Annotated in this window: 15 protein-coding genes; 9 read left to right on the top strand and 6 right to left on the bottom strand. The window is 72.9% G+C overall.

Annotated features, from left to right (window positions below; translation table 11 throughout):
• Positions 1–17: 17 nt before the first annotated feature.
• The 4 genes from AC5WS8_RS12590 to AC5WS8_RS12605 all read left to right on the top strand — a co-directional run bounded on the left by AC5WS8_RS12590 (position 18) and on the right by AC5WS8_RS12605 (position 3,912).
• A complete protein-coding gene (locus AC5WS8_RS12590; protein ID WP_496103534.1) occupies positions 18–557 on the top strand; it encodes a gluconokinase in 540 nt (179 codons plus the stop codon).
• A 136-nt stretch (positions 558–693) separates the two neighbouring features.
• Positions 694–2,091: a GntP family permease gene (locus AC5WS8_RS12595; RefSeq protein ID WP_496103417.1), complete on the top strand. Its 1,398-nt coding sequence runs from the start codon at positions 694–696 to the stop codon at positions 2,089–2,091.
• 13 nt (positions 2,092–2,104) lie between these two features.
• A complete protein-coding gene (locus AC5WS8_RS12600) occupies positions 2,105–2,866 on the top strand; it encodes an SDR family oxidoreductase (protein WP_496103418.1) in 762 nt (253 codons plus the stop codon).
• 14 nt (positions 2,867–2,880) lie between these two features.
• The gene (locus tag AC5WS8_RS12605; protein ID WP_496103419.1) at positions 2,881–3,912 is read left to right on the top strand and encodes an L-idonate 5-dehydrogenase; all 1,032 of its coding nucleotides are present in this window, start codon (positions 2,881–2,883) and stop codon (positions 3,910–3,912) included.
• Here AC5WS8_RS12605 and AC5WS8_RS12610 read toward each other — a convergent pair.
• Positions 3,909–4,253, bottom strand: a complete 345-nt coding sequence (locus tag AC5WS8_RS12610; RefSeq protein ID WP_496103420.1) for a MerR family transcriptional regulator — start codon at positions 4,251–4,253, stop codon at positions 3,909–3,911. The two genes, AC5WS8_RS12605 and AC5WS8_RS12610, sit on opposite strands and share 4 nt — an antisense overlap.
• A gap of 39 nt (positions 4,254–4,292) precedes the next feature.
• Here AC5WS8_RS12610 and AC5WS8_RS12615 point away from each other — a divergent pair, with 39 nt between their 5' ends.
• Positions 4,293–4,616 (top strand): imine reductase family protein, encoded by a 324-nt coding sequence (locus tag AC5WS8_RS12615; RefSeq protein WP_496103421.1) that lies wholly within the window; start codon positions 4,293–4,295, stop codon positions 4,614–4,616.
• On the opposite strand, the gene AC5WS8_RS12620 is transcribed toward AC5WS8_RS12615, so the two are convergent.
• The 5 genes from AC5WS8_RS12620 to AC5WS8_RS12640 all read right to left on the bottom strand — a co-directional run bounded on the left by AC5WS8_RS12620 (position 4,570) and on the right by AC5WS8_RS12640 (position 10,615).
• The gene (locus tag AC5WS8_RS12620; protein WP_496103422.1) at positions 4,570–5,205 is read right to left on the bottom strand and encodes a cytochrome b/b6 domain-containing protein; all 636 of its coding nucleotides are present in this window, start codon (positions 5,203–5,205) and stop codon (positions 4,570–4,572) included. The two genes, AC5WS8_RS12615 and AC5WS8_RS12620, sit on opposite strands and share 47 nt — an antisense overlap.
• Positions 5,189–5,938 carry a molybdopterin-dependent oxidoreductase gene (locus AC5WS8_RS12625; protein ID WP_496103423.1) on the bottom strand — a complete coding sequence of 250 codons (750 nt, stop codon included), beginning with the start codon at positions 5,936–5,938 and terminating at the stop codon, positions 5,189–5,191. Before AC5WS8_RS12625 ends, AC5WS8_RS12620 begins: the two co-directional genes overlap by 17 nt.
• 127 nt (positions 5,939–6,065) lie before the next feature.
• The gene (locus AC5WS8_RS12630) at positions 6,066–7,616 is read right to left on the bottom strand and encodes an APC family permease (protein WP_496103424.1); all 1,551 of its coding nucleotides are present in this window, start codon (positions 7,614–7,616) and stop codon (positions 6,066–6,068) included.
• A gap of 136 nt (positions 7,617–7,752) precedes the next feature.
• Complete coding sequence (locus tag AC5WS8_RS12635) at positions 7,753–8,724, bottom strand: hypothetical protein (protein ID WP_496103425.1); 972 nt, start codon at positions 8,722–8,724, stop codon at positions 7,753–7,755.
• A 235-nt stretch (positions 8,725–8,959) separates the two neighbouring features.
• Entirely contained in the window at positions 8,960–10,615 is a 1,656-nt protein-coding gene (locus AC5WS8_RS12640) for an FAD-binding dehydrogenase (RefSeq protein ID WP_496103426.1), read from the bottom strand.
• 368 nt (positions 10,616–10,983) lie between these two features.
• Here AC5WS8_RS12640 and AC5WS8_RS12645 point away from each other — a divergent pair, with 368 nt between their 5' ends.
• The 4 genes from AC5WS8_RS12645 (at position 10,984) to AC5WS8_RS12660 (ending at position 14,895) form a co-directional block, all read left to right on the top strand.
• Positions 10,984–11,877 (top strand): DMT family transporter, encoded by an 894-nt coding sequence (locus AC5WS8_RS12645; RefSeq protein ID WP_496103427.1) that lies wholly within the window; start codon positions 10,984–10,986, stop codon positions 11,875–11,877.
• A gap of 100 nt (positions 11,878–11,977) precedes the next feature.
• Complete coding sequence (locus AC5WS8_RS12650) at positions 11,978–12,523, top strand: NUDIX domain-containing protein (RefSeq protein WP_496103428.1); 546 nt, start codon at positions 11,978–11,980, stop codon at positions 12,521–12,523.
• A gap of 263 nt (positions 12,524–12,786) precedes the next feature.
• Entirely contained in the window at positions 12,787–13,698 is a 912-nt protein-coding gene (locus tag AC5WS8_RS12655) for an MBL fold metallo-hydrolase (RefSeq protein ID WP_496103429.1), read from the top strand.
• A 174-nt stretch (positions 13,699–13,872) separates the two neighbouring features.
• Complete coding sequence (locus tag AC5WS8_RS12660; RefSeq protein WP_496103430.1) at positions 13,873–14,895, top strand: phosphotransferase family protein; 1,023 nt, start codon at positions 13,873–13,875, stop codon at positions 14,893–14,895.
• Positions 14,896–14,897 lie beyond the last annotated feature (2 nt).

Below are 14,897 nucleotides of genomic sequence, written 5' to 3' on the forward strand. Positions count from 1 at the left end.
AAGACAGCGAGAGCACGATGCAGCATCTGCGCACCCCCCACGTCGTCGTGGTGATGGGCGTCGCGGGCACGGGCAAGACCACCGTCGGTCCCCTGCTCGCCGCCCGGCTCGGCGTTCCGTACGCCGAGGGCGACGACTTCCACCCCCCGGCCAACATCGCCAAGATGTCGGCCGGGATCCCGCTCGACGACGAGGACCGGTGGCCCTGGCTGGACGCCATCGGCGCCTGGGCGCACGAGCGGGCGGGGCTCGGCGGGGTGGTCAGCAGCTCGGCGTTGAAGCGGGCGTACCGCGACCGGCTGCGGGCCGCGGCTCCCGGTGTCGTCTTCGTGCATCTGACGGGCGACCGGGGGCTGATCGAGGAACGGATGGCGCACCGCCAGGGGCACTTCATGCCCACGGCGCTGCTGGACTCCCAGTTCGCCACGCTCCAGCCGCTGGAGGCCGACGAGCGGGGTGTCGCGGTGAACGTCTCGGGCAACCCCGAGGAGATCGCCGCACGCGCCGTCGACGCCCTGCGCGACCTCGACCGGTCCTCCGCCCGGTCATCGCAGTAACTCCCCCGCCCTCGGCGCGAGGTCCTTCCCCCCAAGGGCCTCGGCCCCGGCACGCCCTCTCCCCAGGGGCGACGGCCGGCCGAGGGCTTCCTCTCCCGAAACCGAGAGTTCCTCTCCTCACCCCTAGGGAACACCCGTGACCAGACTCAGCGTCGAGATGCTGGCAGCGGCCCCCGTCGAGCCGATCACGTCGGCGGGCCACACTCAACTGGGCATCGCGGCGGCGGCGGGCATCGCCGTCATCGTGCTGCTCATCACCAAGTTCAAGCTCCACGCCTTCCTGGCCCTGACCATCGGCTCGCTCGCGCTGGGCGCGTTCGCCGGGGCGCCGCTCGACAAGGCGATCACCAGTTTCACCACCGGGCTCGGCTCCACCGTGGCCGGTGTGGGCGTCCTGATCGCGCTCGGCGCGATCCTCGGCAAGCTGCTCGCCGACTCCGGCGGCGCGGACCAGATCGTCGACACGATCCTCGCCAAGGCGCAGGGCCGTGCGATGCCGTGGGCGATGGTGCTGATCGCCTCGGTGATCGGACTGCCGCTGTTCTTCGAGGTCGGCATCGTGCTGCTGATCCCGGTCGTGCTGATGGTCGCCAAGCGGGGCAACTACTCCCTGATGCGGATCGGTATCCCGGCGCTCGCGGGTCTGTCCGTGATGCACGGTCTGGTCCCGCCGCACCCCGGTCCGCTGGTCGCGATCGACGCGGTCAAGGCGAACCTGGGTGTGACGCTGGCGCTCGGCGTACTGGTCGCCGTCCCGACGGTGATCATCGCGGGTCCGCTGTTCTCGAAGGTCGCAGCCCGCTGGGTGGACGCCCCCGTCCCCGACCGCATGATCCCCCCGCGCGCCTCCGAGGAACTGGAGCGGCGCCCCGGGTTCGGCGCCACGCTGGCCACCGTGCTGCTGCCGGTCGTGCTGATGCTGTCCAAGGCCCTGGTGGACATCGTCGTCGACGACCCGGCCAAGATGGTGCAGCGCGTCTTCGATGTGATCGGCTCGCCGCTGGTCGCCCTGCTCGCGGCCGTGATCGTGGCCGTCTTCACGCTGGGCCGCCCGGCCGGGTTCGGCAAGGAGCGGATCTCCCGGCTCGTCGAGAAGGGCCTCGCCCCCATCGCGGGCATCCTGCTCATCGTCGGCGCGGGCGGCGGCTTCAAGCAGACGCTGATCGACTGCGGTGTGGGCCGGATGGTCCTCGACATATCCAAGGACTGGTCGATCCCCGCGCTGCTGCTGGCCTGGCTGATCGCGGTGGCGATCCGGCTCGCGACCGGCTCCGCGACCGTGGCGACCGTCTCCGCCGCCGGTCTGGTCGCGCCGCTCGCGGCCGACATGTCGACCACCCACACCGCCCTGCTGGTGCTGGCCATCGGCGCCGGATCGCTCTTCCTGAGCCATGTCAACGACGCGGGTTTCTGGCTGGTGAAGGAGTACTTCGGACTCGGCGTCGGCCAGAACCTGAAGACCTGGTCGGTCATGGAGTGCATCATCTCCGTGGTCGCCGGCGGACTGGTCCTCCTGCTCTCCCTCATCATCTAGGAGCGGTACGGCGATGACGGCTCACCCCCTCTTCGACATCGGCGGCCGTACGGCGCTGGTGACCGGCTCCAGCCGGGGCATCGGGCTCGCGCTCGCCCGCGGGCTGGCCGAGGCCGGCTGCACGGTGGTCCTCAACGGGCGCGACGCCGACCGGCTCACGAAGGCGGCGGCGGAACTGCCGGGCGATGTGCACACGGCCGTGTTCGACGTGACCGACGGCGCCTCGGTCGCCGCCGGCATCGCGGATGCCGAGGAGCGGGTGGGCCCGCTCGACATCCTGGTCAACAACGCGGGTATGCAACTGCGCGCTCCGCTCCTGGAGTTCACCGACGCCGACTGGCACCGCATCCTGGACACCAATCTGACCAGCGCCTTCCTGGTAGGCCGTGAGGCGGCGCGGCACATGACCGAGCGCGGCCAGGGGAAGATCATCAACATCTGCTCGCTGCAGAGCGAGGTGGTCCGCCCCGGGATCGCCCCGTACGCGGCGGCCAAGGGCGCGCTGAAGATGCTCACCAAGGGCATGTGCGCGGACTGGGGTCCGCACGGCGTGCAGGTCAACGGGCTCGGCCCCGGTTACGTGGAGACGGAGCTGACCCGGCCGCTCGTGGAGGACGAGGAGTTCAGCGCCTGGGTGCGCAGGCGTACTCCGGCCGGGCGCTGGGGGCGTACGGAGGACCTGGTGGGCGGGGTGCTGTTCCTCGCCTCCCCCGCTGCGGACTTCGTCGGCGGGCAGGTGCTGTACGTCGACGGCGGCATGACGAGCGTGCTGTGAAGGAGGGTTCGGCGGTGCTGGGGTGTGTCATCCACGGCCGGGGCGACCTGCGCGTCGCCGACCTGCCGGTCCCGGCGCCGGGGCCCGGGCAGGCGCTGGTCGCCGTCCGCTACGGCGGGGTGTGCGGCTCGGACCTGCACTACTGGCGGCACGGCGGGGTCGGGGACTTCCGGCTCAGGGAGCCGATGGTGCTCGGTCACGAGGTGGCCGGGACAGTGGCCGGCTACGGTGCCGGGGCGTCAGGTCCTGCCGTGGGTACGGCGGTCGCCGTCCACCCGGCCACTCCGTGCGGGACGTGCCCGGAGTGCGCGGGCGGGCGGCGCAACGTGTGCCGGGACACCCGCTACCTGGGCAGTGCGGCGCGCTTCCCGCATGTGCAGGGCGGCTTCGCGGCGCGCCTGGCCGTCCCGGCCGAGCAGTTGCGGCCGCTCCCTGCCGGTCTGGAGCTGCGGCGGGCCGCGCTCGCCGAACCGCTCTCGGTGGCGCTGCACGCGGTGCGCCGGGCCGGGGAGGTGGCCGGCCGGCACATCCTGGTGACCGGTGCGGGCCCGATCGGCTGCCTGGTGGTGGCGGCCGCGAAGGCGGCGGGCGCGGCGCGGGTCACGGTCACGGACCTGCTGCCCCGGGCGCTGGAGTTCGCCGCGGCGGCGGGCGCCGACACCCTCGTACGGGCGGACGCCCCGGACGGTGCGGGCAGGGCCGCCGAGGTGGACCTGGCGGTGGAGGCCTCGGGGGTCGCCGCCGGGCTCGACACCTGCCTGCGGCTGGTGCGCCGGGGCGGGGTCGTGGTGCAGCTCGGCATGCTGCCCCCGGGACGGAGCCCCTTCGCGGGCAACCTGCTGGTGAGCCGCGAGATCGACCTGCGCGGCGCGTTCCGCTTCGACACGGAGTTCGACGACGCGCTGGCGCTGCTCGCCTCGGAACCGACGCTCGACGCGCTGATCAGCGAGGTGGTCCCGGTGCGTGAGGCCGAGTCGGCGTTCGCGCTGGCGGCGGACCGGAGCCGCTCCTGCAAGGTACTGCTGGACTTCGCGCAGCCCGCCTAGAGAGGGCGCCCGACCAGCGAGTCGAGGATGCCGCGGGCCGCGGCCAGGTCGTCGATCGCCGCCGTGATCCGCGCCCGTTCCCTCGCCAGTCCTTCGAGGAGTTCCGGGCACGTGCCGGCCGGCACGACGTTCTCGTCCGCGACGCAGGGCACGATCTCGGCGATGACGGAGGTCCCGAGCCCGGCCGACAGCAGGACCCGGATGCGCCGCACGGTCGTCACGTCCCGCTCCTCGTACTCGCGGTACCCGCTCGGCCGCCGCACCGGGGACAGCAGCCCCTGCTCCTCGTAGTAGCGCAGCGCGCGGGGGCTCGCACCGGTGCGGCGCGAGACTCGGTGCACGGGGCCGCGCACGCCTTAGCCCTCGCCTCCGCAGAGGGCGTGGCACCCGGGAACCTCGCGCCGTTCGCCGCCGGGATCAGCGGCCTGCTGTCGGAGATGATCCCCCGGTGGGCCGACCAGCTTCGAACCGGCCGCTTCCCGGGGGAGCGCTCCACCGTCGCGTCGGCGGCGACGACGCTCTCCCGGCTGGTCGAGGCCGCCTCGGCACACGGACTGGACACCGGGGCGCCGGCGGCCGCCAAGCGGGCCGCCGACCGGGCCGTCGCCGACGGTCACGGTGAGGACGGGCTCGCCCGCCTCGTCGCGGCCGTGGCGGCTACGGGCGCCACAGAGGGTGTTCCCGCTCCGCCCAGTCGCGGCTGACCAGGCCCGTCCGCAGGCCCCGGCGGGACTCCGGGTCGCCGAGGGCCTTGCCGATGTGACCGGCCAGGACCACCCCGATCGTCAGGGCCAGCCAGTCGTGGACGAACGTCGCCGAGGTGCGCCACATCAGCGGGGTGAGGTGGGTGAACCACATCAGCAGTCCCGTGCCGAGCATGACCAGCGTGGCGCCCGCGATCCACGCCGCGTACGTCTTCTGCCCCGCGTTGAACTTGCCCGCCGGCCGGGACTCGCGGCGGTGGTCGCGCCGCAGGGCCGCGCGCAGCCACACCCGGTCGTGCGGCCCCCAGCGGTTGAGGTGGCCGAGGTCCGCGCGGAACGCCCGGGAGGCGAGGCCGAGGAGGACCGGGACCGGCAGGAGCACGCCCGCCACCTCGTGGACCCGCACCACCAGTTCGCGGCGTCCCACCAGTTCCGCGAACGCGGGGATGTAGAGGCAGGCCGCCGTCACCACGCACACGCCCATCAGGACGGCCGCCGTACGGTGCACCCAGTGCTCCGCGCGCGTGAAGCGGCGCACCCGGGCCGGGGCGGCCACGGGCGGCTGCCGGTCGTCAACTCGTGGGGGCATCGTCACGTCCGTTCGACCGGCCGACCCAGGCGTCGACGTCGTAGCCCCGCTCCTCCCAGTACCCGGGCCGCACCGCCCGGGTGACGGTGATGCCGGAGAGCCACTTGGCGGACTTGTAGAAGTACATCGGGGCGACGTAGAGGCGGACCGGGCCGCCGTGCTCGTGGGTCACCGGCTTGTCCTGCATCCTCAGCGCGACCAGGACGTCGTCGCGGCGCGCCTGGTCGAGGGTGAGGCTCTCGGTGTAGGCCCCGTCGAAGCAGGTGAAGCGGACGGCACCGGCGGAGGACCTGACGCCCGCGGCGTCCAGCAGGGTGGACAGCCGTACGCCCTCGAACGGCGTCCTCGGCACCCGCCATCCCGTGACGCACTGGACGTCGTGCACGAGCCGCGTCTGAGGCATCGCGCGCAGGTCGGCCAGGGTGTAGGTCTTCGGATGGTCGACCAGGCCGTTCACGGTGAGCCGGTAGGTCGTCTCGCCGAGGTGCGGGACGGAGGCGGTCACCGAGTAGTAGCGGAAGCCGCCGCCGTTGGGCAGCAGTCCGGTCAGACCCGTGGGGTCCTTGCCGGCGACACCGCCCAGGAAGGACTCCAGGCCCCGCTGGACGGTGGGCGCGGCGATCACGCCGAGCGCGCCGAGTCCCAGGGTGCCCAGCAGGACCCGGCGGCCGATCGGCGTGCCGGTCGCCGGCTGCTCCGGGGCGTCCCGCTCTTCCGGTGGTTCAGGGTTCACACGACGATTCGAGCACCCGGCACCCCCTCGATGCCAGGGGTGCCGGGTGCCCGTCAGGATTCCGTAACCACTTCTCACCGGGTTCTCAGGGAACGGATCAGCGCCGTGCGCGGGGTCGTGGGCGGGGTCACGGGGTCGACTCCGCGGCCTTCTCCAGCCGGAACGCCTCGTTGCCCAGGCCGATGCGGGCGTGAGCCCGGGGCCTGCGGGAGCGGAGCAGCAGACCCTGGACCAGGCCGAGCACCAGGGCCACGCCGATGATCGCGGGGAGCAGCCATCCCAGTGCCGAGTCCGGGCCCGTGCCGACCAGGACGTCGAAGTCCTTGACGGTGTAGCCCGCGATCACCAGCAGGGCGAGTCCGGCCACCGCCGAGGTGGCCAGCCGCCAGGCCTGGGCGCGGGCGGAGCCACGGCGGGCGAAGAAGACGATCACGGACGCGGAGGCGGCCACCATCAGCACGGTGACGCCCAGCGCTCCGACGCTGCCGAACCAGGTGAACAGGTGCAGGACGGGTGCGGTCGGGTCGCCGTTCGGCCTGTCGTCGGCCACCGCGAACGCAATCACGATCACCGCGGACACCGCGCTCTGCAGCAGGGAGCCGGTGCCGGGCGCGCCGCTGGTGCCGGTCGTGCGTCCGAAGGCGGCGGGCAGGAGTCCCTCGCGGCCCATGGCGAACGCGTACCGGGCGACCACGTTGTGGAAGCTGAGCATCGCCGCGAACATGCCGGTGACGAACAGCACGTGCAGCACGTCCGTGAAGGTGTGCCCGAGCAGGGATTCGGTCAGCCGGAACAGCAGGCCCGCGCTCTGCTTCTGCGCGGCCGGCACGATCTGCGAGGGGCCGGCGGCCACGGTGAGCGCCCAGCAGCTGAGCGCGAAGAAGACGGCGACGAAACCGACCGCGAGGAACATCACCCGGGGCACCAGGACGGCCGGGCGGCTGGTCTCCTCCGCGTAGACGGGCGCCTGTTCGAAGCCGAGGAAGGCGGCGACGCAGAAGCAGAGCGCGGTGCCGACGCCCGCCCCGGTGAGCGTGTCGGGGTTGAAGGCGTGCAGGGACAGGCCTTCCTCGGCCGGGTGGGCCACGGCCGCGACGTCGAAGATCATGACGAGCGCGACCTCGATCAGCAGCAGCACACCGAGTACGCGCGCGTTGACGTCGATCTTGAGCCAGCCGAGTGCGCCGACGACGAGGACGGCGGCCAGTGCCGGGATCCACCAGGCCATCCGGACGTCCGGATAGGTGGCGAACAGCCCGGAGACCTCGAAGCCGAAGATGCCGTAGATGGCGAACTGCAGTGCGCTGTAGGCGACGAGGGCCACCGCCGCCGCGGCCGCGCCCGCCGTGCCGCCGAGCCCGCGGGAGATGTACGCGTAGAACGCGCCCGCGTTGTGGACGTGGCGGCTCATCTCCGCGTACCCGAAGGAGAACAGCGCGAGCACCACACCGAGGAGGACGAAGAGCAGCGGCTGGCCGACGACGCCCATCACCCCGAATGTGGTGGGCATGACACCAGCGACCACCATGAGGGGGGCGGTCGCGGCCAGCACGGACAGCAACAGGCCCGTCGTGCCGAGCCGGTCGGCGCGCAGGGCGCGTTCCTGTCCCTTGAACGTGGGGATGGTGCCGCCGTCGGCGGCGGCCGGTCTGCTCGTGCTCGAACTGCCGGTCGTCATCGCGCGGTTGTCCTTTCGGATGCCCTGAACGGGACTGTCGGAACTGTCGGGACTCTCGGGACTGTCGGGGCTGCGCGGGCCGTGGGCGCGGTGGGGGCCGTCGGGAATGCCGGTACTCTCGCAACCGCCGGTGCCGTCACGCCGTACCCAACGCCGTCGCACGCGCGGTACGGAACGCCGAGTACGGGTCGCGGTCGGGGTACGACCACGGCGCCGGGGTCGCGTACGACCCGATGCGGTGGAACAGGGCGGCGGCCTCGGCGCCCCGGCCCTCGCAGTACTTGGCGTGGGCCAGGAAGTTGAGGTCGACATGGCGGCGCGGGTGGTCCTCGCGCTCCCACTCCAGCCACCAGTCGAACGCCGCCTTCATCACCTGGCGGGCGCGCCGCCCCACCCAGTGCCCGGAGGCGACGGGGTCGAGCGGTTCGCTGCCCGTGGCGGCCAGCACGCGGTAGCGCTCGGCGTGCGCGACGACCGGGAGGATGGCGAGCGGCGAGTCGGCCGGGGCCTGTTCGGCCGCCCAGTTGGCGAAGTCGTAGACCTCGTGGAGCGGGTCCTGGCCGGCGTCGGCGCGGCGCTCCGCGAGCCGCGCGACCACCAGGTGGTGGGCGTGGTGGTGGTCCGGGTAGCGTGCGCGCACCTCGTCGAACAGGCGGACCACGTCCTCCTCGGTACCGAGCGACCGCTCCAGGATCAGCAGTCCGAGCCAGGGCGTCGGATCCTCGGGGGCGAGCGCGGCGGCGGCCCGGCAGGCCTGGCGGGCGGCGTCCGGGGTCGCCTTGCCCTTCAGCGCGCGGTGGACGACGGCATGGGCGACGAGGACGGCCGCGCAGGCCGACTCGGGTTCGGCGAGCTGCCATTCACGCGCCCAGGCGAGGGCGGTGGGTTCCTGGGCGAGGACGGTGACGCGGTGGCCGCGGCGGTCCCAGTCGTCGTGGGTCGAGGCCAGCAGGGCACGCACGGTCGCCCATCGCCCGCGGGCGAGCGAGGCCCGGGCGGCGATGAGTTCGCTGTCGTCGAGTGCGGCGTCGAAGAGCCGGTCCCCGCGTTTGCGGGCGCGGCCGAACGCCGGTGGGGGTGGGGGTGGGGGTGGGGGTGGGGGTGGCACCGCGATGATTCCTTACCGAACGCGGCTCGTCAGAGTGCGGTCACCCACAGCAAACCCTCCACCGGCGGTGCACGTCAAGGGCCCACCGGGGCCGGTGCACGTGTCAACTCCACTGCGTGACAGGCGTATTGCACACGCAACGGGTACGCGCACGCGCGGGGAGACGGGGCTGCTGCCGACGCTCCGCCGGCCCCGCCCCGCGTCCGCTCAGCCGACCGCCCCGCCCCGCGTCCGCTCAGCCGACCGCCTTGGCCGCCGCCCGGCCGGCGATGCGTCCGGAGAACAGGCACCCGCCGAGGAAGGTGCCCTCCAGCGAGCGGTAGCCGTGCACCCCGCCTCCGCCGAAGCCCGCCGCCTCCCCGGCCGCGTACACGCCCGGCAGCGGGTCGCCGCCCTCGGTCAGCACCCGGGAGGACAGGTCGGTCTCCAGGCCGCCGAGGGTCTTGCGGGTGAGGATGTTGAGGCGCACCGCGATCAGCGGGCCCGCCGCGGGGTCGAGGATGCGGTGCGGGGCCGCCGTACGGATCAGCCGGTCGCCGAGGAAGCGGCGGGCGCCGCGGATCGCGGTCACCTGGAGGTCCTTGGTGAACGGGTTGCGGATCTCCCGGTCGCGCGCGACGATCTCGCGGCGCAGCCCGGCCTCGTCGATGAGGGGCTCCTTGGTGAGCGCGTTCATGCCGCGCACCAGCGCGCCGAGGTCCTTCTCGACGACGAAGTCGACGCCGTGGTCCATGAACGCCTTGACCGGTCCCGGCACGTCCGCGCGGGCCCGCACGATCACGTCGCGGACCGACTTGCCGGTGAGGTCGGGGTTCTGCTCGGAGCCGGAGAGCGCGAACTCCTTGCCGATGATCTTCTGGTCGAGCACGAACCAGGTGTGGTCGTACCCGGTCTTCATGATGTGCTCGAGCGTGCCGAGGGTGTCGAAGCCGGGGAAGAGCGGGACGGGCAGGCGCCGGCCGCGGGCGTCCAGCCAGAGGGAGGACGGGCCGGGCAGGACGCGGATGCCGTGGTTGTCCCAGATGGGGTCCCAGTTGTGCAGGCCCTCGGTGTAGTGCCACATCCGGTCACGGTTGATCAGACGGGCGCCCGCCTCCTCCGCGATGCCGAGCATCCGGCCGTCGACGTGAGCGGGCACACCGGAGACCATGCGCTCCGGCGGGTTGCCGAGACGCTTCGGCCAGTTGGCGCGGACCAGATCGTGGTTGCCCCCGATACCGCCCGAGGTGACGATCACCGCCTGGGCCCGCAGCTCGAACGCGCCGGTGACCGTGCGGCTGCTGGCCTTGCCCCGCGGCGCGTCCGAGGGCTCCAGGATCTCGCCGGTGACGGTGTCGACGGTGCCCGCGCTGCGCGCGAGGCCGGTGACGCGGTGACGGAACTTCAGCTGGACGAGGCCGCGCGCGACCCCGGCCCGCACCCGCCGCACGAACGGGGCGATCACCCCGGGCCCGGTCCCCCAGGTGATGTGGAATCGGGGGACGGAGTTGCCGTGTCCGGTGGCGTCGTAGCCGCCGCGTTCGGCCCAGCCCACCACCGGGAAGAAGCGCACTCCCTGCCCGTGCAGCCAGGCCCGCTTCTCGCCCGCCGCGAAGTCGACGTACGCCTCCGCCCACGTGCGCGGCCAGTGGTCCTCCGGGCGGTCGAAGGCGGCCGTGCCCGTCCAGTCCTGGAGGGCGAGCGCGTGACTGTCGCGGATCCTGAGGCGGCGCTGTTCCGGGGAGTCCACGAGGAAGAGGCCGCCGAAGGACCAGAACGCCTGGCCGCCCATCGACTGCTCGGGTTCCTGGTCGAGCAGGATGACCTTCCGTCCGGCGTCCACCAGTTCGGCCGTCGCGGTGAGCCCGGCGAGGCCTGCCCCGATCACGATGACATCAGCGTCGTAGGCCATGCGCCCGTCCTCTCGCGGTGACGACCAGTCCGTCTCCTTGTTACCGACGGGTCAGATCCTTCGGCAGAAGAGTGACGGCGTCAACCGCGTGTTTCCGGGTACTCGCCGTTGTCGGCGAACTCGCGTCGTCCGCCGCGCGGACGCGTGCGCCGGCGTGCGGCAGCGGTGGGTCACCGGGGGCGGAAAGGGGACCCCGGCAGGGTTGTTGGCGGTCTTCCCGGTGTCGCCCGGCGGTGCGGGACGCCCGGTGGGACGTACGAGCGTGAGCCCGCCGAGAAGTTGTCAAGCACGGGCGGGTCACAGCCGCGAGCGCTACAGTCAGCGTGATACGCATCCCGTGGCCCCGCTGAATCATTGAGGTACGCAGCGTGTCGGTACTGGTTCTGGCTCTCGCCGTGAGCGCGGCCTTCTGTCTGGGCACCGGATTCGTCCTGCAGCAGAACGCCGCCCAGCAGGCACCGCTCAGCGACTTCCTCTCCCCCCGGCTGCTGCTGGACCTGATGAGGGTGCCGCGCTGGCTCGGCGGCATCGGTCTGATGGTGGCGGGCATGATCCTCAGCGCGGTCGCGCTGTCCCAGGGCGAGGTCTCGCTGGTCGAACCGCTGGTCGCGACGAACCTGCTGTTCGCGCTCGCCCTTTCCCGGCGGCAGACGAGGCAGCCGCTGGGCCGTCAGGGCTGGACCGGTCTGGTGCTGCTGGCCGGCGGTGTCACGGCGTTCATCGTGGCGGGCCGGCCCAGAGCGGGCGACGCGGTCACCGATCCGGTGCGGCACTGGGTGATCATCGGGTTGATGGTCGGCTCGGCGCTGCTGCTGACCACGTATGCGAAGAAGTCACGGCTGATCATCGGACCGGCGCTGCTGGCGCTGGCGGCGGGTCTGCTGTACGGAGTGCAGGACGCGCTCACCCGGGTCAGCGGGCAGCGCCTGACGACGGGCGGGTGGACGGAGTTCGTCACGGGCTGGCAGCCGTACGCGGTGCTGGCGCTCGGGGTGACCGGACTGGTGCTGGTGCAGAGCGCCTTCGAGACGGCGCCGCTGCGGATGTCCCTGCCCGCGCTGACCGCGGCCCAGCCGCTGGCCGGGATCGCGTGCGGCGTGGGCTTCCTGGGCGACCGCCTGCGCACCGACACGGGAGCGCTCGCCTGGGAGGCGGCCGGTCTCGCGGCGATCGTGCTGGGCATCGTGCTGCTCGGCTTGCACCCGGCAATGCCCCGGGGGCTGGGGGAAAGGGAACGGGAGAGGGATCTGCAGCCCGGATGAGGCCGCGGTGGCGGCCCCTTGCGGCGGGGCGGTCGACCCCAGGGCCCGGGAGCGGAAGCCTCGGCGGCCGGCGGGTGCGGGCGCCTGGTTGGATGGCCGTATGAGTGCCGCTGATGAGCTCCTTGACATCGTGGACGAGGACGACCGGGTCGTCGGGCGGTCGCCGCGCGGTGAGGCCTACGCGCGGGGGCTGCGGCACCGGTGCGTGTTCGTCCTGGCGCGTGACGGCGACGGGCGGGTGTTCGTGCACCGCCGCACCCCGACCAAGCTGGTCTTCCCCTCGCTCCACGACATGTTCGTCGGCGGTGTCGTCGGCGCCGGAGAGAGCTACGACGAGGCCGCCCTGCGCGAGGCCGAGGAGGAGCTCGGCGTCAGCGGGCTCCCGCGGCCCGACCCGCTGTTCAAGTTCCTGTACGACGACGGCGCCGGCCGGACCTGGTGGTCCGCCGTCTACCAGGTGCGCTGCGACCTGCCGGTGAACCCCCAGGCTGAAGAGGTCGCCTGGCACGCCTTCCTGCCGGAGGACGAGGTGGAACGGCGGCTGACGCAGTGGGAGTGGGTCCCGGACGGGCTCGCCGCGTACCGGCGGCTCAAGGAGTACCGCCGCTCCGCCCCTGAGCCCGGCGCGGCACGGCGCCCCCGGTAGGGTCCTGCCCGTCTGAATTCGTACGGAACGTCCGGCTGCGGTTCGCGCCCCAGGATGTCCGCCAGGAAGGCCGTACGCCCGACGACCGCTTCTCCCCGGCCGACGAGCGCACCTTCCTGGCCCGGCTGCGCACCGCGCTCGCGCTGAAACACACCGGGGGAGGCCCTGGCCGCGATCCCCGCAGGAACCCCCGGTACCGCGGGTTCGTTGTCGACTGGCAGGCTGTCCCGCACCAGTTGGTTGACGACGCAACAGGAGGTTGCATGGCCGCGGCCGAGCCGTACACGGTGGCACTCGCCGACGACGTACACGCCTACGTCCAGCCGGACGGCGGCTGGTGCCTGAACAACGCCGGGTTCGTGAGCGACGGGACGGCCACCCTGCTGGTGGACACCACCGCGACCGAGCGCCGCACCCGTGCCCTGGGTGCGGCGATGACGGCGACGGGCGCGCCCGCGCCCCGGGTGGTGGTCAACACCCACCACCACGGCGACCACACCTACGGCAACGCCTTCTTCGCACCGGCCGCGGTGATCGTCTCGCACGCCGACTGCCGCCGGGAGGCGCTCGCCGCCGGGCACAACCTGCCGCTGATCTGGCCCGCGATCGACTACGGGGACGTCCGCGTGCAGGGTGCCGACGTGACCTACCGGGACCACACGACGGTGCACGCGGGCACGGTGGACGCCGAGGTGGTCCACCCCGGTGTCGCGCACACCGTCGGCGACTCGGTGGTCTGGCTGCGGCACCGGCGCGTGCTGTTCACCGGCGACCTGGTCTTCGAGGGCGGGACGCCGTTCTTCCTGATGGGCTCGCTCAGCGGCTCCCTGCGCGCGCTGGAACGGCTGCGCGCGTTCGGCGCCGAGACGGTGGTGCCCGGCCACGGGCCGGTCACCGACGCCTCGGCGTTCGACCGAACGGAGCGCTATCTGCGGTTCGTCGCCGAGGTCGCGCACCAGCACCGCGCGGCGGGCCGTACACCGCTTCAAGCGGCTCAGGCCACGGACCTCGGGGAGTTCGCCGAGTGGCGGGAGAGCGAGCGGCTGGTGGCCAACCTGCACCGGGCCTACGCCGAGCTGGACGGGCTGGCCGAGGGGGCGTCTCTCGACCTGCTGCCCGCCTTCCGGGACATGGCGGTCATGAACGGCGGGGAGATGGTGGCCAGCCACGCGTGAGAGCCGCGCCGGACCCCGGTGGCGGCGCCCCGTCGCCGTGACACCCGCACCCGGCGGCGCCACGATGGCACCGTGGCGCCGATCACGTTCGCTCCGCGCACTGGACGACATACCGACCGGTCGGCATCATGAGGCAGGTCCTGTTTCCGCGCACGTCGCACGTGAGGAGCAACGATGAGCCCAGACCACCCGCCGGGTCTCGATCTCGGCCGGCTGCGCGGCCTGCTCGACACCGAGCGGCCCGGCCTGGTGAGCGGCCCCCTGACCGGGCGGCTGATCGAGGGCGGGCGGTCCAACCTCACCTACGCCATCACGGACGGCACGGCCCGGTGGGTCGTACGCCGTCCCCCGCTCGGCCACGTCCTGGCCACCGCGCACGACATGAGGCGCGAGCACCGGGTGATCAGCGCGCTGCACCCGACGCCGGTGCCGGTGCCGCGCCCGGTGCTGCTGTGCGAGGACGAGTCGGTCCTCGGCGCCCCCTTCTACGTGATGGACTTCGTCGAGGGCACTCCCTACCGCACCGCCGGACAACTGGCGCCGCTCGGCCCGGAACGCACCCGGAACGCGATCCTCGGCCTGGTGGACACGCTGGTCGAGCTGCACGCGGTGGACCCCGAGGCGGTGGGCCTCGCGGACTTCGGCCGCCCGGAGGGCTTCCTGGACCGCCAGCTGCGCCGCTGGGGCAAGCAGTTGGACGCCTCCCGCAACCGCGAGCTGCCCGGCATCGAGGAACTGCACGCGGCGCTCGGCCGTGCGCTGCCCACCTCTGCCGCGCCGGCCGTGATCCACGGCGACTACCGTCTGGACAACGTTCTCCTCGGTGACGACGACACGATCACCGCCATCCTGGACTGGGAGATGTCCACGCTCGGTGACCCACTGACCGACCTGGGCCTGCTGGTGATGTACAGCGTTCCGCTCGGCACACCCGACTCCCCGGTCTCCACGACCGCCGAGGCCCCGGGCCACCCCGACCCGGCCGAGCTGATCGAGCGGTACGCGGCCCGGTCGGGGCGCGATGTCTCCGCCATCTCCTGGTACACGGCGTTCGCCTGGTTCAAGCTGGCCGTGATCCTCGAGGGCATCCACTACCGCTACACGCTCGGCCAGACGGTCGGGCGGGGCTTCGACCGCATCGGCGAGCTGGTGCCCGTCTTCATCGAGCACGGCCTGACCACCCTGCAGGAAGGCTGATT

It is taken from the genome of Streptomyces sp. PTL18 (genome assembly GCF_059510295.1).